Here is a 22,850-nt window from a genome sequence, read left to right as displayed (position 1 = left end):
CGCCCCACCTTTTCGTTAAGCCGGTACGATCCGGCACAGTGAAGCACTTGTAGAAGGAGAACCTCGTGGCGAGCTTCGTTGACCGCGTCGTCCTGCACGTATCCGGAGGTACCGGTGGCCACGGGTGCGTGTCCGTCCACCGCGAGAAGTTCAAGCCCCTGGGCGGCCCGGACGGCGGGAACGGCGGCGACGGCGGCGACGTCATCCTCCGGGTGGACCACCAGACCACCACGCTCCTGGACTACCCCCACGCCCCCCACCGCCACGCCACCAACGGCGGCAGCGGGATGGGCGACTGGCGGGGCGGCAAGAGCGGGGAGACCCTCGTGCTCTCCGTCCCGGACGGCACCGTGGTGAAGACCAAGGACGGCGAGGTGCTCGCGGACCTCGTCGGTGAGGGCACCGAGTTCGTGGCCGCCGCCGGTGGCCAGGGCGGCCTCGGCAACGCGGCGCTGTCCTCCCAGAAGCGCAAGGCGCCCGGGTTCGCCCTGCTGGGCATCCCGGGGGACGAGCGGGACGTCGTCCTGGAGCTGAAGTCCATCGCCGACATCGCCCTCGTGGGCTTCCCGTCCGCGGGCAAGTCCAGCCTGATCGCCGCCATGTCGGCCGCCCGCCCGAAGATCGCCGACTACCCCTTCACCACCCTGGTGCCGAACCTCGGGGTCGTCGAGGCCGGGTCCACGCGCTTCACCATCGCGGACGTGCCCGGGCTCATCGAGGGCGCCAGCGAGGGCCGCGGCCTGGGCCACAACTTCCTGCGCCACGTGGAACGCTGCGCCGCACTGGTGCACGTGCTGGACTGCGCCGCACTGGAGACCGACCGCGACCCGCTGAACGATCTCGCGATCATCGAGCGCGAGCTGGAGAAGTACTCCGTGGACATGAGTTTCGCGGGACCCGACGGCGACGTCGTCCCGCTCAACGAGCGCCCGCGGCTCGTGGCACTGAACAAGGTGGACGTGCCCGACGGCAAGGACATGGCCGGGTTCGTCCGGGCGGACCTCGAGGAGCGCGGGTACCGCGTGTTCGAGGTCTCCGCCTCCAGCCATGCGGGGCTCCGGCAGCTCGGGTTCGCGATGGCCGAGATCGTGGAGCAGGCCCGCGCCGCCGTGGCCGCCACCCCGCCGAAGGTGGAGGCGCCCGTGCTGCGTCCCCGCGGCGTGAATGCCGCGCCGTTCCGGATCCGCCACGAGGAGAAGGACGCCCTGCCCCTGTTCCGGGTGCTCGGGGAGAAGCCCGAGCGCTGGGTCCAGCAGACGGACTTCACCAACGACGAGGCCGTGGGCTACCTCGCGGACCGCCTGGCGAAGGTCGGGGTGGAGGAGGAGCTGTTCAGGATCGGCGCCAAACCCGGGGACACCGTGGTGATCGGTGAGGGCGACGGCGTCGTCTTCGACTGGGAGCCCACCATGATGGGCGGGGCCGAACTGCTCGCCGGGCCCCGTGGTACGGACCTGCGCCTGGCCGAGTACGTGCGTCCCACCCGCGAGCAGAAGCGCGAGGAGTACCAGGCGCGCAAGGACGCCAAGGCCGCCGCCCGCGCGGAGCTCGAGGCGGACCGCAAGGCCGGGGTGTGGACGGAGTCCGTCCAGGACCGCAAGCGGACCGCCCCTGCCCGGCAGGAAGCGGACTCCGAGTCCCAGGGCTAGGGACGATGTCGGCAGGCACGGTGGATCCCGGTCCGTCCACCCGCTCCGGGCTGCCCGGGGCGCGGCGGATCGTGGTCAAGGTGGGGTCCTCCTCGCTGACCTCGGTGACCGGCGGGATCTCCGAGGAGGCGCTCGTGGGGCTCGTGGACGTGCTGGCCGCCTCCCGGACGGCCGGCACCGAGGTCATCCTCGTGTCCTCGGGGGCGATCGCCGCCGGTCTGGCCCCGCTCGGACTCACCCGCCGCCCGGCACAGCTGTCCACGCAGCAGGCCGCGGCGAGCGGGGGGCAGGGACTGCTCATGGCGCGGTACTCGCAGGCCTTCGCCGTGCACGGCGGGACGGTGAGCCAGGTCCTGCTCACGGCGGACGACCTCGTCCGCCGGTCCTCGTACGCCAACGCCCACCGTGCCATGGAGCGCCTGCTGAACTGCGGGGTGGGGCCGGTCGTCAACGAGAACGACACCGTGGCCAGCCACGAGATCCGCTTCGGCGACAACGACCGCCTCGCCGCACTGGTGGCCCACCTCGTGAAGGCGGAGGCCCTGGTGCTGCTCTCCGACGTGGATGCACTCTACGACGGACCGCCGAGCGCCGGGGCCACCCGCATCCCGCTCGTCGCGTCACCCGCCGATCTCGAGGGCGTCACCATCGGGCGGACCGGGGCGGCCGGGGTGGGCACCGGGGGCATGGTCACGAAGGTGGAGGCCGCCACGATCGCCGCCGCCTCCGGCATCCCGGCCCTGGTGACCTCCACCGCCAACGCCGCGGCGGCACTGGGTGGTGCGGACGTGGGCACCTGGTTCACGGCCACGGGCAGACGCCAGCCCATACGGCTCCTGTGGCTGGCCCACCTCGCCCGGGTGCTCGGCACCCTGGTGCTCGACGACGGCGCGGTGCGCGCGGTGGCGGAACAGCGGCGTTCGCTGCTGCCCGCCGGGGTGCTCCGCGTGGAGGGCACGTTCGAGGCGGGCGACCCCGTGGCACTGGTGGCCGCGGACGGCGCCCCGGTGGCGCGCGGCCTCGTCAACTACGGGTCCGCGGAACTCCCGCGCATGCTCGGCCGCTCCACGCAGGAGCTGGCCGGGGAGCTGGGGGCCGAGTACGAGCGGTCGGTGGTCCACGTCAACGACCTCGTGGTGCTCCGGGGGGCATCCGCGGCGTCATGACGTCACACCCCCGGGCGTCCGGGAGGCCCCTGGCTAGACTGGGCGCATGACCGAACTGCAGGACGTCCGCGCCACCCGGAACCACGACGCCGCCGAGGGGGCGCCGTCGCCGTCCGGGCCTGCTCCCCGGGATGCCGCACCGTCCCCGGAGGCACTCACGGCGGCCGTCCACGCCCTCGCCGACCGTTCGCGCGAGGCGTCCCGGATCCTCGCCCGCGCCACGCGCGCCCGGAAGGACCGCCTGCTCCTGGCGGTCGCGGAGGCCCTCGTCGCACGCCGGGACGTCGTGCTCGCGGCCAACAGGACCGACGTCGACCGCGGCCGAGCCGCCGGGTCCTCCGAGTACCTCCTGGACCGGCTCACCCTCGACGCCGGGCGGATCGACGGTCTCGCCGCGGCCCTGACGCAGCTGGCGGCACTCCCGGACCCCGTGGGCACCGCCGTCCGGGCCGAGACGCTGCCGAACGGACTGCGCATGCGGCAGGTCCGCGTGCCCCTCGGCGTGGTGGCCGCGATCTACGAGGCGCGGCCCAACGTGACGGTGGACATCGCCGGCCTGGCGCTCAAGAGCGGCAACGCCGTGATCCTCCGTGGGGGCAGTGCGGCGCAGGCCACCAACGCGGCCCTCGTCGGCATCGTCCGCGACACGCTCGAGGACCACGGCCTGCCGGCGGACGCCGTCCTCACCGTCGACGAGTACGGCCGGGCCGGCGCCCAGGTCCTCATGGAGGCCCGCGGCCGGGTCGACGTCCTGATCCCGCGGGGCGGGCGCGAGCTCATCCAGTCGGTGGTCCGGAACGCCCGGGTACCCGTGATCGAGACGGGGGAGGGCAACGTGCACATCCTCCTGGACGAGAGTGCCGAGGAGTCGATGGCGATCAGGATCCTCCTCAACGCCAAGACCCAGCGCCCCAGTGTGTGCAACACCGTGGAGACCCTCCTGGTCCACAGCGCGTCCGCAGCGGCTCCCGGGGTGCTCGCGGCCCTGCGGCGGGCGGGGGTCACCCTGCACGTCGACGAGCGCTCGGCCGCACTCCTGCGAGAGGAGGACGGCGTCGTCCCGGCCGTCCCGGCCACGGAGGACGACTGGGGCCGGGAGTACATGCAGCTCGACCTCGCCGTCCGCACGGTCGACTCCGTGGGGGAGGCGCTGCGGCACATCCGGCGCTGGAGCACCGGACACAGCGAGGCGATCATCACCGACAGCCTCGCCTCCTCGGAGGAGTTCGTCGCCGGGGTCGACTCGGCGGCGGTGCTGGTCAACGCCTCCACCCGTTTCGTCGACGGCGGTGAGCTGGGTCTCGGGGCCGAGGTGGGCATCTCCACCCAGAAGATGCACGCACGGGGGCCCATGGGACTGGCCGAGCTCACCACCACGCAGTGGATCGTGCAGGGCGAGGGTCAGGTGCGTTCCTGACCCCGCGCACTGGGCGGCCCCGTTTCCCATTGCGGCTACCATGGGAGGGACAAGACAGAACCGGGCAGCAGCTGCCCGGCGACTCCTGAACCGACAGAGGACCACCATGCTCTACTCCCTCGGCAGCGCGCTGCTGGCCACCGAACACGTCGAACTGCCGATGCCGCCGCTCGTGTACGGGCTCGTGGTCATGGGCATCCTGCTCCTCCTCCTCCTCGTCACGGTCTCCTTCGCCAATGTCAGGAACCGTCACGAGGCCACCGAGGAGCACGTGGACCCGCACAAGCAGCACGCCAACAACCACGACCACGGCGAAGCGAACCGGCACTAGCAGATCCGGTGACCGAGAACAGCAGCACACAGGACGCCACGGGGGACCCACGGCCAGGCGGCCGCAGTGGAACCCCGTGGCGCCTGGGCGTCATGGGCGGGACGTTCGACCCGATCCACCACGGACACCTGGTCGCGGCGAGCGAGGTGGCCTCCGTCTTCGACCTGGACGAGGTGGTCTTCGTGCCCACCGGCCAGCCGTGGCAGAAGGCGGACAAGGACGTCACCGCCGCGGAGCACCGCTACCTGATGACCGTCGTCGCCACGGCATCGAACCCCAGCTTCACCGTCAGCCGGGTGGACATCGACCGTCCCGGGCCCACGTTCACGATCGACACCCTGCGTGACCTCAAGTCCCAGCGGCCGGACGCCGAGCTGTTCTTCATCACGGGTGCCGACGCCATGTCGCAGATCCTCACCTGGAAGAACGCGGAGGAACTGTGGTCGCTCGCGCACTTCATCGGCGTGACCCGGCCCGGTCACGAGCTGACCGGCGGCGGGCGCGACGTGAGCCTGCTGGAGGTGCCGGCCATGGCGATCTCCAGCACCGACTGCAGGCGCAGGGTGGGCGACGACAAACCCGTCTGGTACCTCGTACCGGACGGCGTGGTGCAGTACATCGCCAAGTACCGGCTCTACCGGGACCGGCGCAGCCAGGAGGGGGCGTCCTCGAGCAGCGGTGGGGACGTCCTCCTGCCGGAGCGGGAGCACGGGCACGTCCCGAGCCCCGTGGGACCGACCGGGTGGTGACATGAGGAGGACGTGGAGAGGCGCGGCGCGTCCCGCCGCGCCCGGTCCGGCGACGGATCCGGAGGCCCGCGCGGTCCACGAGGAGGACGACGGCGCGGCCGCCGACGGTAGTACGGGCTGGACCCCCGACGCTCCGCGCACCGAACTGCCCACGAGGCGCCAACTACGCCTGCAGCAGGTGGACGGCAGGGCTGTGGCCCCCGAGACCGACCAGCCGGCGCGGGACCTGAAGGAGCCGTTGCCCGGCGGACGGCGGGACCGCCGACTCCAGTACACCGCGAGCATGGCGGCGCTGCAGGGAACCGGGACGGTCCCGGCGCGCATGCCACCGGCCGGACCGAGCACCACGGGTCACCATGGTCCGGACGGCGGCATGACGGTCGAGGAGGCCCTGGCCGAACGCAACGCGCTCGCCTCCGCGACCCGGGAGCACGTCGACGAGGTCATGGCGCAGGGCTCGGACGACCCCTTCGCCGTCGACCCCGTGCTGCTCGAGCGCCAGCGGGTGCTCGCCCAGCGGGCGGCGGCGCTGAACGCCCGGGCCCGGCAGGCGCAGGAGCAGGCGGATCGGCCCGTCCTGGCCCTGCCCGCGCCCCAGGATCCCACGGTGCCCTCCAACCTGTCCTTCCTCGCCCCGCTCCAGGTGCTGCACGTCGCCGGGAGCAACCAGGTGGTCCTGCAGGCCTCCACGTCCCTCATCCCCGTGGTGATCCCGGGTGCGGCACTGCCCGGCGCGATCGCCCCGGCATCGGGACCGGTGGGCGCCAGGAGCGCGTTCGGGCTCGACCCCCTGGATGCGATGACGGCGGGCCAGCGGCGGCTCCGCCGGATGCGGTATCTGCAGTACTCGGTCTTCGGGGTGGGCGCGGCTGCGCTCGCTACCGGGATAATGATGATCGTCAGCTCCCTCAACGGGTAGGGAAGCTGTCCACACACAAGGAGATCAGTGAGCGCCACCGAACAATCCATCGAGATCGCCCGGACGGCCGCACATGCGGCTGCGGACAAGATCGCGCAGGACATCATCGCCATCGACGTCAGTGACCGCCTGGCCATCACCGACGTCTTCCTGATCGCCTCGGCACCGAGCGAGCGGCAGGTGAACGCGATCGTCGACGGCATCGAGGAGGAACTCTCGAAGCAGGACCTCAAGCCGGTCCGTCGCGAGGGCCGCAGCGAGGGCCGCTGGGTCCTGCTCGACTACGCGAACGTCGTGGTACACGTCCAGCACGAGGAGGACCGCGTGTTCTACGCCCTCGATCGGCTCTGGAAGGACTGCCCGGCCGTCGATCTGCAGCTCGCGGAAGCACCGCAGGGCGCGGCGTCCTCCGACTCCGCAGCGGAGTGACACCGCACCCCTACGAGGATCCGGCCGGGCGTCGGATCATCTTCTGGCGGCACGGCCGGACGGAATGGAACCGGAAGGGCCTGTTCCAGGGGCAGGAGGACATCGACCTCGACGCGACCGGCCAGGACCAGGCCGCCCGTGCGGCCGAGGTGCTCCTGACACGTCAGCCCACCAGGATCGTCTCCTCGGACCTCCGGCGCGCCCGGGACACCGCGCTGGCCCTGGCGTCGCTCACCGGACTCGAGGTGCGTCACGACGCCCGCCTGCGGGAGACCGATGCGGGACGGTGGCAGGGTCTGTCCTTCGCGCAGATCGACGAGCGGTTCCCGGAGGACAACGCCGCCTGGCGCGGTGGGGACCCCGAGGTGCGTGCGGGAGGGGCGGAGAGCCGGCTCGACGTGGGCCGACGGATGCTCGCAGCCGTCACGGACGCCGTCGCGGGCAGCTCCGAGGGGGAGACGCTGGTGGTGGTCAGCCACGGTGGTTCCATCCGGGCCGCCCTCGCCGCCCTCATGGGCCTGCCCCCGGAGCGGTGGGGTGCGCTGGCCGGACTGTCCAACTGCCACTGGTCCGAGGTGCACGAGGTGGTGGGCCGGAAGGACGCACTGTTCTCCTGGCAGCTGACCGAGCACAACGTGGGTCTGGGGTCGCTGCCCTCCGAGCCGCTCGAGGGCTGAGGGCACGCGCCGCCGATTTGTCGACGCGCTGACGATCCACTAGGCTGAACGAGTTGCTCCGGCAGGTTAGCCCGAAGGAGCAAGTGCAGGCGAGGGGCTATGGCGCAGCTGGTAGCGCACCTGCATGGCATGCAGGGGGTCAGGGGTTCGAATCCCCTTAGCTCCACCGACAACCGCCGGATCCCGGGGCAGAAGCCCCGGGATCCGGCGGTTCTTCGTCGTCCCGATGATGTTCTCCTCGTCATGCCCCTGCCGCGACCATTTTCCCGGTTCCGGTTCCGGTTCCGGATGCCTGCCCGAACCCGCCAGTAGTGTGGGCGGAGCAAGCATCCCGTTCTGCCGAAGGAGTGGTATCCGCGATGACCCGGAACACCACCTCCGCAGGATCCGGGTCCAGGCGGGCCGAGGTCCGGGCGGCAGGGGTCCAGGACGGTGAGGACGCCGAGCCGGGGCGGGGCTCCCCGCTTCCACACATCGCCGTCATCGGGATCGTCTGCCTCCTGCTCGTGGGGTACACGGGCGCCACGGCCCGGGAGGTGCCGGTCGAGGTCCGGCAGGGTACGGCCCCGCTCCTGGTGAACCGCGAGCACCCGCTGGACCCGGCGTTCGCCCCGACGTCCCTGGTCGACGTCGAGGGCGCCCTGCTCGCACCCATGGCGGCTGCCGATCTGACGGACCTCCTGGCCGCCGCCCGCTCAGCCGGTATCGGTATGACGGCCGTGAGCGGGTACAGGCCCTACGACCAGCAGGCCGGGCTCGTCGAGAGCTACACCCAGATCTACGGGGCCGAGGAGGCCGGGCGGATCTCGGCCCCCGCGGGGGCGAGCGAGCACCAGACGGGACTCGCCGTCGACATCGGCACACCGGACAACGCCTGCGCGCTCCAGGCGTGCTTCGCCCGGACGCCGGCGGGAGCGTGGGCCGCGGAGAACGTCTGGCGTCACGGGTTCATCGTCCGCTACCCCGCCGGGGCCGAGGGACTCACGGGGTACACCCACGAGCCGTGGCACCTGCGCTGGGTGGGCACCGAAGCGGCTGCCGACATGCACGGGCGCGGCATCACCGTGCTCGAGGAGTACATCTCGATCCTCGACCGCTGAGGAGGGTCAGGATCGCGCGGGACCGCCCCTCCTCGGTTCTTCCGCAGGGCAGGAGAATGACGTAGAATCTTTATTGTCAGATTGACAATAAATCAGGAGCGAGACATGGACGCAGTACTGGACTGGATGAACTCCCCGGCAGCCACCCTGCTCGGAGCGCCCGTCAGCTGGATCGAGGTCATCGGGTTCGTCACCGGAGCCGCCTGTGTCTACGGCGTCGCCCGGCAGAAGTCCTGGAACTGGCCGGTCGGCATCGTCAACAACATCGCCTTCATGATCCTGTTCCTCGGCGCCGGTCTCTACGGCGAGACCGTATTGCAGGCCGTCTTCGCCTCCGTGGCCGTCTACGGCTGGTACAACTGGGTCCGCGGGGCCAGGAACACCGAGGACACCGGCGATCTGCCCATCCGGGACGCCGGTCGCACCGAGATCGTCACCGGACTCGGCGCCGTCGTCCTCGCCACGATCGGCATCGCCATGATCCTCACCCACGGCACCGACTCCGAGGTTCCCTGGCCCGACGCCTTCGTCCTCGCAGCTTCCCTGCTGGCGACCTACGGGCAGGCCAAGAAGATCTTCCAGCACTGGTACGTGTGGATCGCGATCGACCTCGTGAGCGTGCCGCTGTACTTCTCCCGCGGCCTGAACCTGACCGCCATCCTCTACATCGGCTTCACCGCACTGTGCGTCTACGGTCTCGTCGACTGGAGGCGCACCCGCACCGGGGCCGCCACCTCCGGCGTCGAGAAGGTGGCGGCATGACCACCGGGCAGGGCGTCGTCATCGGCAAGTTCTACCCACCCCACGCCGGCCACCGGCACCTCATCCGTACCGCCGCCGTAGCCAGCGCGCACCTCGCCGTCGTCGTCCTCGGCAACCGGTTCGAGAACATCGGCGTGGCCGACCGCGTGCGGTGGCTGGCCGCCGAGTTCGACGGGACGGACGTGCAGGTCATCGGGATGCCGAACGACTGCCCCGAGGACTACGACTCCCCGGACATCTGGCGGGCACATGACGAGGCGCTGCGCATCGCCCTGCGGACGAACGGCATCACCGCCGTCGACACCGTCTTCAGCTCCGAGGAGTACGGAGAGGAGCTGGCCGGGCATTTCGGCGCCGCGCACGTCCTGGTGGACGCCGCCCGCACCACCTACCCGGTCAGCGGGACGCTCTGCCGCGACAACCTCACCGCGGCCTGGAGGAACATCATCAAGCCCGCCCGGCAGGACCTGGCCGTGCGCATCATCCTCGTCGGCGCCGAGTCCACGGGCACCAGCACCCTCGCAGGAGCCCTGACCGAGCACTACCGCAGCAGCTACCCCGAGCTCGTCGACGTACCCGAGTTCGGCCGCCAGTACACCTACGACAAGCTCGCCGCGCTGCAGATGACGTCCCCCGGGGCCGAGGTCCCGGACCTCGTATGGACCTCCGAGGACTTCACCGTCATCGGCGAGCGGCAGAACGAGCTGGAGAACGAGGCGGCGGCGCGCTGCCCGCTGGTCATCGCCGACACCGACTCGATCGCCACCTCCCTCTTCGAGAGGATCTACATCGGGGAGCACAGCCACGGCTCGTACCGCGCCGTCCAGCAGCTGCCGCGCCGCGACCTCTACCTGATCACCGACCACCACGGTGTGGCCTTCGAGGACGACGGCTGGCGGGAGGCCGAGCACCCGCGGGCTGAGATGACCGAATGGTTCGAGGAGGAGCTCACGGCCGCCGGCCACTCCTGGATCCTCGTCTCCGGCGACCACGAGCGGCGCATGAGGACCGCGACCGGGATCATCGACCTCGTCATCCCCCGACGTCACCGCTTCACCTCCCCGCCCTGGGCAACACGCACCGTCCTGGCAGGCGTGGAGTGAGCACCCAGGAGAGGTTCCTCGAGGACTACGACCCCGCCGAGTACCCGTCCGTGGCCCTGACCGTGGACCTGGTGGTCCTCGCGGTCACCGGCAGCACCCTGCACGCGCCCTTCATCCGCCGTGGCATGCACCCGTTCAAGGACGCCCTCGCCCTGCCCGGCGGGTTCGTGGGACCCGACGAGGATGCCGAACACGCCGCATGGCGCGAGCTGGCCGAGGAGACCGGTCTGGATCTGGCGACCCACCGCGCCCATGTCGAGCAGCTCGCCACCTACAGCTCCCCGGAGCGGGATCCGCGGATGCGCGTCGTCTCCGTCGCGCATCTCGCCCTGCTCGCCACGGACGGCCGTTCCCTGCCCGAGCTCGCCCCGGGGAGCGACGCCTCCGCCGCCCACTGGAAGCCGGTCCGCGAGGTCCTCGACCACGAGGAGCTGGCCTTCGACCACCGCGAGATCCTCACCACGGCGCTCGAGCGGCTGGCGGGAAAGATCGAGTACACGCTCACCGCCGCCAAGCTCGTCCCGGAGGAGTTCGCGCTCTACCAGCTGCGCCACGTCTACGAGGCCGTCTGGAACACCGAGAAGCTCGACGCCGGCAACTTCACGCGGAAGATGAGCGGTGCCCTGATCGGTACCGGCCGGAAGGTGGCCCGCTCTAAGGGCGCTCCGGCCGCCGTCTTCACCGTCAGGAGCGAGTACCTGAGCCCGCCCATGGCACGACCCGCGGCGACGTCGGATCACTGACGGGTTCTCGCCGGGCTCCCCGGGGATCCGGGCGCACCCGCTGTGGTCGGCCTGGAGGACGTCCTCCTCGGGCCTGGTCCGGGGCCTCCTCCGTGTCGATGACGTGCAGCCGCTCGGCGATCATCATGACCCGGCGGTGGCGTGTTCGAGGGTACGGTCCCGGGGCGTGCTGCTCAGCGGCCGGTGGGGAGGAGCGTGTCCTCGACGGCCTGGGTGACGGAGCGGATCAGCTGGATCTGGTCGACGTCGTCGGTGGCGGGATCCCGCGGGTCCTCGGTGAGCACCACCAGCGCGAAGGTGGCAGTGCCGTCGCTGAGGAGGGCGGCGTCGTGCAGGTTGCCCTCCACCTCCCCGTACTTGTGGTGCACGGTGATGTCCGCGCGGGAGGCCGCAGGGATGAGGTCCTCGTTGTTGGTGTCCTGCATGAAGCCGAGCAGCTGCGCGGTGTCCTCCGCATCGAGCAGCACTCCGTTGTCGAGGCCCCTCAGGACGACCGCGAGGTCGGTCGCCGTGAGGAGGTTCTCCTCCGGGTCGTAGGTGATCCCGATCGACGCGGCGTAGTCGATCAGCTCCGGGTACCCGATCCGCTGCATGAGCAGCAACCATGCATCGTTGTTGCTGTCGTTGATCATGGCCTGGAGCTGGAACGCGGCATCGAAGTCCCCCAGTTGCTCGTCGAGACGCAGCTGCCCGCCCTCCACCAGGTGGTAGTAGGCGGCGGCCGTGATGATCTTGGCCGTGCTGGCGGCGAAGAACCTGGAATCGTCACCGTAGGTCTCGACGACGTCGCCCGAGACATCGGCCACAGCCACCGCCACGCGGCAGTCACCGGCATCCGCGATGATCGCCGCGATCCGGTCGTCCAGGGAGGCGGGAGCCGCTGCCGCGGGCGGCTGCCGGCCCTGCGCGTCGTCCGACGTCGTCCGGGGGTCGGTGGCCGCGAAGTGCACCAGCAGCAGGCCGGCGACCACGAGCACCGGGAGGACAGCGAGGGTGCGGAGGAGGATGCGGCGTCGGCGCAGCGCGGCGGCCGACCGCCGTCCGTTCTGGTATCCGGGAGCTGCGCTCATCCTGTCCACCGGCCGTCCTCGAAGATGCATCCCTCATTCTCTCCCGGACGGACGGCGGTCCGGCGCGGTATCACTACGCTGGGTCGATGATCGTCTGGCTGAACGGAACCCACGGCGCAGGCAAGACCACCACCGCGCCCCTCGTGCAGCACCTGATCCCGGACTCCCTGGTGCTCGACGCCGAGAAGGTGGGGGAGACGCTGATGGACATCCACCCGGGGCTCCCGGAGACCGACAACTTCCAGCACTGGCGGCCGTGGCGGGAGCTCGTGGTCGAGACCGCACGCAGCGTCCTCGACTACACCGGAGGAACCCTCGTGATGCCGATGACGGTACTGGTGGAGGCGTACTGGCGGGAGATCAGCGCGGGGCTGGCCTCACATCACATCCCCGTGCACCACTTCGTGCTCCACTCCGACCAGGACACGCTCAGGGAACGGATACGGAACGACGCCGTGCTGGGGCCTTCCACGTTCCGCTTCACGTACCTCGCCCCCTACGCGGAGGCGTTCCGTACCTGGCTGGGCGACGAGGCGCACGTGATCGACACCACCTCGATCACCCCGGCGGAGGCCGCCGAACGGATCGCGGCGCAGGTCGCCGTGGCTGTCTGAGAGACTGCAGGGTGGCCATGAAGAAGAACGAGTCCTACCGGCACGACGCCTCGCTCCAGTCGATCGGCATGATGGTCCTGCTCCTGCTGGTGTTACCGGCTGCGATCCACGGGGGTGAGGGGCACTGGACGGGGACGGACCAGCTGGTGCTGACCCTCGGTGTCCTCCTCGTTCTCGCGTGGTCCGTCCGGACCGTGGTCCGGGTGACGCACGTGGTCCGGTCCCGGCGGCGGAGGAGCAGGGTCGTCCGCGTGGGGCCCTGACCGGTTCCGTCACCGTCCCCGGCGGAGGTCCACGCGGACGGGTGGCCCGGTCGCCGACACATCCCGGACACGAACCGGAAACGGGAGCCCGTTAGCGTCGTCACTCACCTCGAGCAAGGAGAACATGATGAGTGACACGTTCGGCAGGGACGCAGCGGAGGCCCTCGCGAAGGGTCTCGGGAGAAGACGTTTCATGGGGGTCGTGGCCGCGCTCGGTACCATGACCGCGGCCTCGGCCTGCAGCGGGGCGGTACCGGCCTCCGGTGGTGCACCCGCCGGCGGTGCAGCGGGCGGCTCGCCGTCGCCGACCTCTCCCGGAAGCGGGCCGACGCCCTCCTTCGGCGGATTCGGTGAGATCCTCCAGCCGAACGCGGGCACCATTCTGGGCGACGCCTACCTCGCGTCCACCCCGGACGAGGTGCTGTGGGGGTACGTCCCCACCGTCCATGCCACCCCCGTGATGACCATCGGTTCCGGCCGGACGGTCACGATCGACTCCATGTCCCACGAGGGGATCCTCGAGGACCAGGGCCGGGACCCGCGCGAGTACTTCGGTGCCCTCGGCGTACCGCAGGAGAGCGTCCTCGAGGACGCGGCGATCATCGCCGCGGAGTACAACCGGACACCCCGCGACTTCGACGTCGACGGCCCGCACATCGTGACCGGGCCGGTGGCGGTGGAGGGCGCGGAGCCGGGCGACGTGCTGAAGATCGAGACGCTGGAATCCGTTCCGCGCGTCCCCTACGGTGTGGTCTCGAGCCGTCATGGGAAGGGCGGGCTCGCCGTGCGGCCCGATGTCCAGCCGCCCGCCGGGATCACCCTGGACGAGGTCATGCCGCCCGTGGAGACGGACAACCGTTCCTCCGGCATCCCCTCCGACTACGGCAACGTGTCGGTGTTCACGCCGATCGAGGACGGCAAGGGCGTGATGACCAGCGGCGACATGTCCGTCCGGTTCCCGCTGCGTCCCTTCTTCGGCATGATGGGCGTGGCGTTCGCGGACGCCGACGGGCTCACCTCCCCGGAGGCCAACTCGGTCCCACCCACCCTGGGCGGCGGCAACATCGACATCCGCCACCTCGGCCCGGGTTCCACCTTCTACCTCCCGGTCAATGCCGACGGCGCCCTGTTCTACGTGGGCGATCCGCACATGGGGATGGGCGACGGCGAGGTGGCCCTGACGGCCATGGAGGGTTCCCTGCGCGGGACCTTCCGGTTGACCGTCTGCAAGCCCGGCTCCGGCGACGCCCCGTCCGTCGCCTACACCTACCCGTTCGGCGAGACCGCCGACGCGTGGATCCCGATCGGGCTCTCCGATCCCGCCGGACTCGCCGGGGAGATCACCAGCGACCTGAACATCGCGATGCGGCGAGCCATCGTCAATGCGCTGGACTTCCTGCAGAACGATCGCGGCATGGACCGGGCTGTGGCCTACGCCTACCTCTCCGCCGCCGCCGACTTCGCGGTGTCGCAGGTGGTGGACCGGACCGTGGGTGTGCACGGTCTGATCAGGAAGGCCGATTTCTCCTAGGACCACCGGCGCGGGACGAGGAACCCGCCCACCCGAGCGACCCGCTCGGGTGGGCGGGTTCCTCCGTGCCGACGGTCCCGTGCAGCGAGGGTTACAGGGCGCGTCTGCGGACCGCGAGAACGCCGGCCGCCGCGAGCGCGAGTACACAGCCCACGATGATCGCGGGCAGCACCGGCGAGCGGGTGGACACCTGCTGGTCCGCCGTCGCCCTGATCACGATGGGGGCGGCGGTGGACGCCGGGACGGAGACGGCGACGGCGGTGGCCGACGGCGCGGCCCGCGGCGAGGGCCGCTGCGTCGCCGGTGTCTCCTCCGGCTCCTCCTCGAGAGCAGGCTCCTCCTCGAGGACGGGCTCCTCGAGGGGCGCCTCCACCGCGGGCAGTTGGGCTGCGGTCTCGTCGACGACGGTCTGCTCGGGAAGGACGGGCGCAGGCGGCAGCGGTGCCGGAGCGGGAAGCGGAGGTGCCAGGACCGGGGGTGCAGGGGAGGCCGGGGCGGGTTCGGCGGGGTGCGGACCGACCGGTGGTGCAGGTGCGGGTGCCGGTACGGGTGCGGGGGGCGGGGGCGTAGGCGGCGGAGCCGGTGCCGGCGCGGGTGCGGCGGGTTGCGGCGTGCCGGCGGTGCCGGCGATTCAGGTGCCGGCGTGCCGGGTGCGGGGCCCGGGGACCCCTACGGCGGTGGGGTGACGGGCGTGGGGGGCGTCGTCCTCACCGCCGCGGCGCCGATGATCTCCCCCGCGGACACCTCCGCGTCGTCGAGGGGGAGGCACAGGGTCGAGTCACCGGCGGAGGATCCCTTCACCGGGCCCGGGGCGCAGGTGGCGTGCGCAGACCCGGCGGCGCCGAGCACGAGCCCACCCGAGACGGCGACGGCGAGAACCGGACCGGTGATCCGACGTACAGCAGAACAAGCCCCAGCGGCCATCATTTCCCCTCGTGGTCGATCGACGAGACCCAGCGTAGGCGCGGTGGTGCCTCCTCCAGGGGAGGCCCGGGAAATCCTGACGAAGCACTGCGGAGAAACAGTCGATCGAGCCCGCCCCCAGCCCGCCCTCGGCGCACGGCAGGTGCGGTTCCGGCAGGGTCCCCGGTCCTGCGCCGGGCCCGGCGGTCCGGCTCGGGTGTCAGAGCCGCCAGGTGGGCTGCCCCGCCCACAGGCCGAACTCGGGGAAGGACCTGATGAGCTCGATCACCCCGGGAGCGAGGGCCGGGGTGCCGTCCTGCACGGCGATCAGTGGAGCGTAATGATGCAGCTCTGCCATCTCGTTGGCGAAGTGGAGTGCCCTCGCGTGATCCGCGGTCAGCCCGGCCTCACCCACCACGAGCTGCTCGAGGGCCTCCTGTGCCCGCCCGAACCGGATGGCGTGGGCGAGGTCCATCGCGGCGGACCCGGGATCCTGTGCGGCCGCGGTGTCCCATGCCCGCAACTCCGGCTCCTCCTTGAGGAGACGCGATGCCGTTCCCGAGGTCTGTCCCATGATTCCTCCTACGATGCTCGTGCGATGGACCGAGTCCTCAGGGTCGCATCCGCCCCGCACTGCTCCGCCGTCCGCCACACGGTGGCGAGAAGTTGTTAGCCCCCCGTGACCTCGGCGGACACCGCCCGGCACACGTGGAGGGGGATCACACCTCCTTCCGTCACCCGACCGTGCCAGACTGGGGGCATGCAGCCAGATCCCGCGACACCGAGTCCTCACCGCGACACACCTCCCAGCGGTGGGACCGAGGCGGAGAGCCGACATCTGGCCATGCGCCTCAATGATGCCTGGCTGAGCTTCCAGACGCGCATCGCACTACGCCGCGGCAAGGTGGAGACGGTGATCCCCTACACCGGGTACGGGACCACCTCCTGGGTGCGTGTCCTTGCGCGTGTGGTGCGCAGCGACGCACGTGACCAGGGCGAGGGTGCAGTGGCCGGTCCGCTGAAGCCGATCCAGGAGGGGCTCCGCGGGTGGCGCAACTTCACGAGCGCGCCCGTGGCCCACGCCTCGGTGCAGGTGACCGTGGGGGACACGGTCCACGAGGTGAAGGCGGACCGCGGCGGGGTGGTCGACGTCCGCATCCCGTCGTCGCTCTGGCCGGGATGGCACACCATCACCCTGAGTTCCGGCGGGTCCGAGACCGTGAAGAGCCCGGTCCGGGTGTTCGAGGAGGACGCCGATTTCGGTGTGGTCTCGGACATCGACGACACCGTGGTGGTCACGGCCCTGCCGCGCCCGTTCCTGGCGGCGTGGAACACGTTCGTCCTCGACGAGCACGCCCGTACCCCCACCCCGGGCATGGCGGTGCTGTACGAGCGGATCGTGCGCAGCATCCGGTCCGCGCCGGTGCTCTACCTGTCCACCGGCGCCTGGAACGTCGCACCGACCCTCTCGCGTTTCCTGTCCCGTAATCTCTACCCCGCGGGGCCCAAGCTGCTGACCAACTGGGGCCCCACCCAGGACCGCTGGTTCCGGAGCGGGCAGGACCACAAGCGCAGGTCCCTGGAACAGCTGGCCGAGGAGTTCCCCGACATCAAGTGGCTGCTGGTGGGCGACGACGGTCAGCACGACGAGCAGATCTACGCCGAGTTCGCGCAGCGGCACCCGGGCAACGTCCGCGCCATCGCCATCCGTCAGTTGTCCGCGGGAGAGGCGGTGCTGGCAGGTGGCCGTTCGCGGTCCCGCGGCCATTCCACTCCCGGCATCCCCTGGATCTACGCACCGGACGGCGCAGGGATGTCGGCCCAGCTGGAGGAGCTGGGCATCATCGACGCCGATTCGCGATCCGGCGGAGGACCGACGGACGCGCACTGACGCGTCCGTCGGTCCGTCCCTTCCCTTCCCGCCGAAACCCCACCGCGCCACCCGTCGGATCCGGGGGGTGACACGTCGTCCCCGGAGGAACCTGATGTCGCCGTCGGCCTATCCCGCCCTCTCCTTCGAGTTGTACCCGCCCCGGAACTCGGAGGCGCAGGAGTCCCTCTGGACCACCGTCCAACGTCTGGAGGAGACGCGCCCGGACTTCGTGTCCGTCACCTACGGTGCCGCCGGGAGCAACCGGGAGGCGGCGATCGGCCTGCTCCGGCACCTGCTCACGGACACCACCCTGAAACCGCTCGCCCACCTGACGTGTGTGGGCAGTACGCGTGTCGAGCTGGTGGAGATCGTGGAGCGGCTCCTGGACGGGGGAGTGCGCGGGCTCCTCGCCCTCCGCGGTGACCTGCCGGAAGGCCGGACGGAGCCGAGCGGGGAGATCCGGTACGCCGACGAGTTCGTCCGGCTGATCCGAGAGGTGGAGTCGGGGCGCACCGCCCAGCTGGCGGCGGGCAAGGTCTCCGTGGGGGTCGCGGCGTACGCCATGCGTCACCCGGAGTCGGAGAGCCTGGAACAGGACGTCGCGGTGCTCCTCGCGAAGGAGGCGGCGGGAGCGGACTTCGCCATCACCCAGATCTTCTTCCGCCGCTCCGACTACGCGGGTCTGCTCACCCGTGCCCGGGATGCCGGCGTCACCATCCCGATCATCCCGGGGCTGATCCCCTTCACCAGTCCGCGGCGCCTCACGAAGCTCTGCGACCTCGCCGGGATCGAGCCGGACCGGGACCTGATGGCCCGGCTCGAGGAGGCGGAGGACGACGACGCCCGCCGCAGCCTCGGTGTGGGCGCCACCGTGGAGCTGGGGCGCGCGGTGCTGGACGAGGGCGCACCCGGCATCCACCTCTACACCTTCAACCAGCCCACCGCCGCCCTGGACGTGCTGGAGGCACTGGACCTCGCGCGTCCGCCGGAGGCCGGATCGGCCGTGACGCTGTAGCCCTGCAGCGCGGTGCACTGCCGTCCGTCCCTCCGTGTCGCCTGCCCCGGGCCCCGTCCCGGGGCAGCTCCGGGCCACCTGCGCGACACGCCGAACAATCCCGACACGGAAGTTTTTCTGCCTGTGCGGAACCGCCCTCCACATCCTGTGGACGGGGCGTGATCCCGGGGCCGGACCCCCGCCCGCCGGGGGTCCACGGGGGTCCTCACCGGGGTGGTCCTGTGGACATCCTGTGGACGATTCCGTGGGTAAATGACATAGTTGTAATACATCATCTAGGGGTCCGCTCCACGGCGGTGCACTAGATGTAGTATCGAAGAACAGAATCAACCGCTGGACGCCGTGAGCGCCGCAGCCGCGGGAATCCCCGGATTTCTTCCCCTGTCCGGGGCCGCGCTGCGGTCTTGGCGCAGTACACGAGCAGTAGAGGAAAAGGGGATCAGGACATGACTGTCACGGTTTACACCAAGCCGGCATGCGTGCAGTGCAACGCGACCTACCGTGCGTTGGACAAGAAGGGCATCGCCTACCAGAGCATCGACATCACGCAGGATCCTGCCGCACTGGAGCGACTCCGCTCCATGGGCTACCTGCAGGCACCGGTGGTCATCACGGACAACGACCACTGGTCCGGGTTCCGCCCCGACAAGATCAGTGCTCTCGCCGAGTCGGCCGTCAGCTCGGTAGCCTGAGCGGACCCCTTCAGGGGCCCGCAGGTGGAGGTCGATCCCATGACCACTCCCGCCATGGAACACCGCAGCATTTACCAGCCCGACGACGCCGGGACCGAGGTGGAGGGGCCGCTCACCGAAGCCCCGCTGATCTACTTCTCGTCGGTCTCCGACAACACCCACCGTTTCGTCGGGAAACTGGGGCTCGAAGCGGCCCGCATGCCGCTTCTGACCAGGGAGCCCACGCTGCGGGCCCTTCGCCCCTACGTCCTGGTACTCCCCACCTACGGTGGCATCACCGGTCACGGGGCGGTACCCCGGCAGGTCGTGAAGTTCCTGAACAACGAGCAGAACCGCAGCCTCCTGAAGGGGGTGATCGGGGCGGGGAACACCAACTTCGGTGAGACCTACTGCCTCGCCGCCGACATCGTCGCAGCAAAGTGCGACGTGCCGGTTCTCTACAGATTTGAAGTCATGGGTACGTCCGAGGACGTGGACCGAGTAATTACAGGATTGGAAGAGTTTTGGACATGAGTGTTGCAGAGACGGAGACGCCCGCAGCGGCGGTGGATCGGTTCAAGGACATGGGGTACCACGAGCTCAACGCGATGCTCAACCTGTACGGGCCGAGCGGGGAGATCCAGTTCGACGCCGACCGCGAGGCGGCCAACCAGTACTTCCTGCAGCACGTGAACAACAACACCGTGTTCTTCCACGACCTCGAGGAGAAGCTCGACTACCTCGTGAAGAACGAGTACTACGAGCGCGAGACCCTCGACCAGTACACGATGAACTTCATCCGCGACCTCTACAAGCGCGCGTACTCCAAGAAGTTCCGCTTCGAGACCTTCCTCGGCGCCTTCAAGTTCTACACCTCGTACACGCTGAAGACGTTCGACGGCAAGCGGTACCTGGAGCGCTACGAGGACCGCGTGTGCCTGGTGGCACTGCACCTGGCGCGCGGCAACGAGGAGCTCGCCGTCCAGATGATGGACGAGATCATCGACGGCCGCTTCCAACCCGCCACCCCCACCTTCCTGAACGCCGGCAAGCGCCAGCGCGGCGAGCTGGTCTCCTGCTTCCTGCTCCGCATCGAGGACAACATGGAGTCGATCGGCCGCTCGATCAACTCCGCGCTCCAGCTCTCCAAGCGCGGCGGCGGCGTGGCCTTCGCACTCACGAACATCCGCGAGGTGGGTGCGCCCATCAAGCAGATCGAGAACCAGTCCTCCGGCGTGATCCCCGTGATGAAGCTCCTCGAGGACAGCTTCTCCTACGCCAACCAGCTCGGTGCCCGCCAGGGTGCCGGTGCGGTGTACCTGCACGCGCACCACCCGGACATCAACCGCTTCCTCGACACCAAGCGGGAGAACGCGGACGAGAAGATCCGCATCAAGACCCTCTCCCTCGGCGTCGTGGTCCCGGACATCACCTTCGAGCTCGCCAAGCGCGACGAGGACATGTACCTGTTCTCCCCGTACGACGTCGAGCGCGTGTACGGCATGCCGTTCTCCGACATCTCGGTCACCGAGAAGTACTACGAGATGGTGGACGACGCCCGGATCAAGAAGACCAAGATCAAGGCCCGAGAGTTCTTCCAGACCATCGCGGAGATCCAGTTCGAGTCCGGCTACCCGTACATCATGTTCGAGGACACCGTGAACCGGGCCAACCCGATCGACGGCAAGATCATCATGAGCAACCTGTGCTCCGAGATCCTGCAGGTCTCCGAGCCCACCACGTACAACGAGGACCTCTCCTACGACACCGTGGGGAAGGACATCTCCTGCAACCTGGGCTCGCTGAACATCGCGAAGACCATGGACTCCCCGGACTTCGGCCGCACCATCGAGACCGCCATCCGCAGCCTCTCGGCCGTGTCCGACATGAGCCACATCAGCTCGGTGCCCTCGATCGCCGCCGGGAACGACGCCTCGCACGCCATCGGCCTCGGGCAGATGAACCTGCACGGGTACCTGGCACGCGAGCGGGTCCACTACGGCTCCGAGGAGGGCCTGGACTTCACGAACATGTACTTCTACTCGGTGGTGTACCACTGCCTCCGGGCCTCGAACCTCATGGCCATCGAGACCGGGCGCACGTTCGGCGGGTTCGAGCGCTCCACGTACGCGAGCGGCGAGTTCTTCGACAAGTACACCGACCAGGTGTGGGAGCCGGCGACGGCGCGCGTGCGTGAGCTGTTCGCCGACGTGCGGATCCCCACCCAGGAGGACTGGCGTGCGCTGAAGGCCTCGGTCATGGAGCACGGCATCTACAACCAGAACCTGCAGGCCGTCCCGCCCACCGGTTCCATCTCGTACATCAACAACTCGACGTCCTCCATCCACCCGGTGGCGTCGAAGATCGAGATCCGCAAGGAGGGCAAGCTGGGCCGCGTGTACTACCCGGCGCCGTACCTCACCAACGACAACCTGGAGTACTACCAGGACGCGTACGAGATCGGGTACGAGAAGATCATCGACACCTACGCCGCTGCCACGCAGCACGTGGATCAGGGGCTCTCCCTGACGCTGTTCTTTAAGGACACCGCCACCACGCGTGAGATCAACAAGTCGCAGATCTATGCGTGGCGCAAGGGCATCAAGACCGTCTACTACATCCGTCTCCGCCAGCTCGCGCTGGAAGGGACGGAAGTGGAGGGCTGCGTCAGTTGCATGCTCTAGGCAACTAAATTGGCCAGGTCGGGCGTAGGCCCGACCTGGCTTCCGGCACACCAGGCAGTACCCACGCAGAGAAGGAACACACCATGAGCGAGAAGCTGAAGCTCGTAGACCAGGTCCAGGCCATCAACTGGAACCGCATCCAGGACGACAAGGACGTGGATGTCTGGAACCGGCTGGTGAACAACTTCTGGCTGCCGGAGAAGATCCCGCTGTCCAACGACGTCCAGTCCTGGGCCACGCTGACGCCGGAGGAGCAGCAGCTCACCATGCGCGTGTTCACCGGTCTCACGCTGCTCGACACCGTGCAGGCGACCGTGGGAGCGGTCAGCCTCATCCCGGACGCCATCACGCCGCACGAGGAGGCCGTCCTCACGAACATCGCGTTCATGGAGTCGGTGCACGCCAAGAGCTACTCCTCCATCTTCTCCACCCTGGCCTCCACCAAGGAGATCGACGAGGCGTTCCGCTGGTCCACGGAGAACGTGAACCTGCAGAAGAAGGCGCACATCGTCACCGACTACTACCGCGGTGACGACCCCCTGAAACGCAAGGTGGCCTCCACGCTGCTGGAGAGCTTCCTGTTCTACTCCGGCTTCTACCTGCCGATGTACTGGTCCTCGCGGGCCAAGCTCACGAACACCGCCGACCTGGTGCGCCTGATCATCCGTGACGAGGCCGTGCACGGCTACTACATCGGCTACAAGTTCCAGCGCGGACTGGAGAGTGCGACGCCGGAGCGCCGTCAGGAGATCAAGGACTACGCGTTCGAGCTGCTCTTCGAGCTGTACGAGAACGAGGTCCAGTACACCCACGATCTCTACGACGGCGTGGGTCTGGCGGAGGACGTCAAGAAGTTCCTGCACTACAACGCCAACAAGGCGCTGATGAACCTCGGCTACGAGGCGATGTTCCCGTCGTCGGTGACCGATGTGAACCCGGCGATCCTCTCGGCGCTGTCCCCGAACGCGGACGAGAACCACGACTTCTTCTCCGGCTCGGGTTCCTCGTACGTGATCGGCAAGGCCGTGAACACCGAGGACGAGGACTGGGACTTCTAGGTGTTGTGGGTCATGACGTTGCTAACGCGCCAGGTGGTGTGAGCGTGCGAAAGGGGTAGGTCCCCGAGCGCAGGATGGAAGTACCTCTACAACCCATCCGCGCGAAGGACCTACCCCTCATGA

25 protein-coding genes and 1 tRNA gene are annotated in these 22,850 nt (G+C 69.6%); 22 read left to right on the top strand and 4 right to left on the bottom strand.

The features are described from left to right. Positions 1-65: 65 nt before the first annotated feature. From obgE to AC792_RS00100, 13 genes are all read left to right on the top strand, one after another. On the top strand, positions 66-1,649 hold the full coding sequence (gene obgE, locus AC792_RS00160; protein ID WP_049828583.1) for a GTPase ObgE: 1,584 nt from the start codon (positions 66-68) through the stop codon (positions 1,647-1,649). A gap of 5 nt (positions 1,650-1,654) precedes the next feature. Next, entirely contained in the window at positions 1,655-2,815 is a 1,161-nt protein-coding gene (gene proB, locus AC792_RS00155; protein ID WP_049828582.1) for a glutamate 5-kinase, read from the top strand. 46 nt (positions 2,816-2,861) lie between these two features. Then, entirely contained in the window at positions 2,862-4,232 is a 1,371-nt protein-coding gene (locus tag AC792_RS00150; protein WP_049828581.1) for a glutamate-5-semialdehyde dehydrogenase, read from the top strand. Between the two features lie 106 nt (positions 4,233-4,338). Then, a complete protein-coding gene (locus tag AC792_RS00145) occupies positions 4,339-4,563 on the top strand; it encodes a hypothetical protein (protein WP_049828580.1) in 225 nt (74 codons plus the stop codon). Positions 4,564-4,646: 83 nt separating this feature from the next. After that, positions 4,647-5,312, top strand: coding sequence for a nicotinate-nucleotide adenylyltransferase (nadD, locus tag AC792_RS00140; RefSeq protein ID WP_268753324.1), 666 nt, complete (start codon positions 4,647-4,649; stop codon positions 5,310-5,312). 1 nt (position 5,313) lies between these two features. Then, positions 5,314-6,231, top strand: a complete 918-nt coding sequence (locus AC792_RS00135) for a hypothetical protein (protein ID WP_049828578.1) — start codon at positions 5,314-5,316, stop codon at positions 6,229-6,231. Positions 6,232-6,258: 27 nt separating this feature from the next. Further along, positions 6,259-6,660, top strand: coding sequence for a ribosome silencing factor (gene rsfS / locus AC792_RS00130; protein WP_049828577.1), 402 nt, complete (start codon positions 6,259-6,261; stop codon positions 6,658-6,660). After that, positions 6,657-7,337: a histidine phosphatase family protein gene (locus AC792_RS00125; RefSeq protein WP_049828576.1), complete on the top strand. Its 681-nt coding sequence runs from the start codon at positions 6,657-6,659 to the stop codon at positions 7,335-7,337. Before rsfS ends, AC792_RS00125 begins: the two co-directional genes overlap by 4 nt. Before the next feature lie 93 nt (positions 7,338-7,430). Further along, a tRNA-Ala gene (locus AC792_RS00120) sits at positions 7,431-7,503 on the top strand. A gap of 193 nt (positions 7,504-7,696) precedes the next feature. Continuing rightward, the gene (locus tag AC792_RS16660; RefSeq protein WP_152915926.1) at positions 7,697-8,437 is read left to right on the top strand and encodes a M15 family metallopeptidase; all 741 of its coding nucleotides are present in this window, start codon (positions 7,697-7,699) and stop codon (positions 8,435-8,437) included. 105 nt (positions 8,438-8,542) lie between these two features. Beyond that, the gene (gene pnuC, locus AC792_RS00110) at positions 8,543-9,199 is read left to right on the top strand and encodes a nicotinamide riboside transporter PnuC (RefSeq protein WP_049828575.1); all 657 of its coding nucleotides are present in this window, start codon (positions 8,543-8,545) and stop codon (positions 9,197-9,199) included. Further along, positions 9,196-10,302 carry an AAA family ATPase gene (locus AC792_RS00105; protein WP_049828574.1) on the top strand — a complete coding sequence of 369 codons (1,107 nt, stop codon included), beginning with the start codon at positions 9,196-9,198 and terminating at the stop codon, positions 10,300-10,302. The genes pnuC and AC792_RS00105 overlap by 4 nt, the downstream gene beginning before the upstream one ends. After that, the gene (locus tag AC792_RS00100) at positions 10,299-11,045 is read left to right on the top strand and encodes an NUDIX hydrolase (RefSeq protein WP_049828573.1); all 747 of its coding nucleotides are present in this window, start codon (positions 10,299-10,301) and stop codon (positions 11,043-11,045) included. The genes AC792_RS00105 and AC792_RS00100 overlap by 4 nt, the downstream gene beginning before the upstream one ends. A gap of 173 nt (positions 11,046-11,218) precedes the next feature. Here the strand turns inward: AC792_RS00100 and AC792_RS00095 are convergent, their stop codons facing one another. Further along, positions 11,219-12,115, bottom strand: coding sequence for a serine hydrolase (locus AC792_RS00095; RefSeq protein ID WP_049828600.1), 897 nt, complete (start codon positions 12,113-12,115; stop codon positions 11,219-11,221). 86 nt (positions 12,116-12,201) lie between these two features. Between AC792_RS00095 and AC792_RS00090 the strand changes: the two genes are divergently transcribed. The 3 genes from AC792_RS00090 to AC792_RS00080 all read left to right on the top strand — a co-directional run bounded on the left by AC792_RS00090 (position 12,202) and on the right by AC792_RS00080 (position 14,523). After that, a complete protein-coding gene (locus AC792_RS00090; RefSeq protein WP_049828572.1) occupies positions 12,202-12,729 on the top strand; it encodes an AAA family ATPase in 528 nt (175 codons plus the stop codon). Positions 12,730-12,746: 17 nt separating this feature from the next. Then, the gene (locus tag AC792_RS00085) at positions 12,747-12,992 is read left to right on the top strand and encodes a hypothetical protein (protein ID WP_049828571.1); all 246 of its coding nucleotides are present in this window, start codon (positions 12,747-12,749) and stop codon (positions 12,990-12,992) included. Between the two features lie 127 nt (positions 12,993-13,119). Beyond that, entirely contained in the window at positions 13,120-14,523 is a 1,404-nt protein-coding gene (locus tag AC792_RS00080; protein WP_049828599.1) for an acetamidase/formamidase family protein, read from the top strand. 91 nt (positions 14,524-14,614) lie between these two features. Here AC792_RS00080 and AC792_RS17405 read toward each other — a convergent pair whose 3' ends face one another. From AC792_RS17405 to AC792_RS00065, 3 genes are all read right to left on the bottom strand, one after another. Then, the gene (locus tag AC792_RS17405; protein WP_049828570.1) at positions 14,615-14,896 is read right to left on the bottom strand and encodes a hypothetical protein; all 282 of its coding nucleotides are present in this window, start codon (positions 14,894-14,896) and stop codon (positions 14,615-14,617) included. Between the two features lie 296 nt (positions 14,897-15,192). After that, the gene (locus AC792_RS00070; protein WP_152915925.1) at positions 15,193-15,450 is read right to left on the bottom strand and encodes a hypothetical protein; all 258 of its coding nucleotides are present in this window, start codon (positions 15,448-15,450) and stop codon (positions 15,193-15,195) included. A gap of 196 nt (positions 15,451-15,646) precedes the next feature. Next, positions 15,647-16,000 (bottom strand): hypothetical protein, encoded by a 354-nt coding sequence (locus tag AC792_RS00065; RefSeq protein WP_049828568.1) that lies wholly within the window; start codon positions 15,998-16,000, stop codon positions 15,647-15,649. Between the two features lie 186 nt (positions 16,001-16,186). On the opposite strand from AC792_RS00065, the gene AC792_RS00060 reads away from it, so the two are divergent. From AC792_RS00060 to nrdF, 6 genes are all read left to right on the top strand, one after another. Then, positions 16,187-17,317, top strand: a complete 1,131-nt coding sequence (locus tag AC792_RS00060; RefSeq protein ID WP_049828567.1) for an App1 family protein — start codon at positions 16,187-16,189, stop codon at positions 17,315-17,317. Positions 17,318-17,411: 94 nt separating this feature from the next. Then, positions 17,412-18,314, top strand: coding sequence for a methylenetetrahydrofolate reductase (locus AC792_RS00055; RefSeq protein WP_049828566.1), 903 nt, complete (start codon positions 17,412-17,414; stop codon positions 18,312-18,314). Between the two features lie 446 nt (positions 18,315-18,760). Next, positions 18,761-19,006 carry a glutaredoxin-like protein NrdH gene (gene nrdH / locus AC792_RS00050; RefSeq protein WP_049828565.1) on the top strand — a complete coding sequence of 82 codons (246 nt, stop codon included), beginning with the start codon at positions 18,761-18,763 and terminating at the stop codon, positions 19,004-19,006. A gap of 54 nt (positions 19,007-19,060) precedes the next feature. Further along, on the top strand, positions 19,061-19,519 hold the full coding sequence (gene nrdI / locus AC792_RS00045; RefSeq protein WP_049828598.1) for a class Ib ribonucleoside-diphosphate reductase assembly flavoprotein NrdI: 459 nt from the start codon (positions 19,061-19,063) through the stop codon (positions 19,517-19,519). Continuing rightward, positions 19,516-21,669: a class 1b ribonucleoside-diphosphate reductase subunit alpha gene (nrdE, locus tag AC792_RS00040; RefSeq protein ID WP_049828564.1), complete on the top strand. Its 2,154-nt coding sequence runs from the start codon at positions 19,516-19,518 to the stop codon at positions 21,667-21,669. Before nrdI ends, nrdE begins: the two co-directional genes overlap by 4 nt. A gap of 83 nt (positions 21,670-21,752) precedes the next feature. Next, positions 21,753-22,727: a class 1b ribonucleoside-diphosphate reductase subunit beta gene (nrdF, locus tag AC792_RS00035; RefSeq protein ID WP_049828563.1), complete on the top strand. Its 975-nt coding sequence runs from the start codon at positions 21,753-21,755 to the stop codon at positions 22,725-22,727. The last annotated feature ends 123 nt before the right edge of the window (positions 22,728-22,850 follow it).

The sequence above is a fragment of the Arthrobacter sp. RIT-PI-e genome (assembly GCF_001187915.1).
Classification (GTDB): Bacteria; Actinomycetota; Actinomycetes; order Actinomycetales; family Micrococcaceae; genus Arthrobacter_D.
The sequence above is the reverse complement of the archived record's forward strand: the minus strand, read 5'-3'. Positions and strand labels throughout refer to the sequence as shown.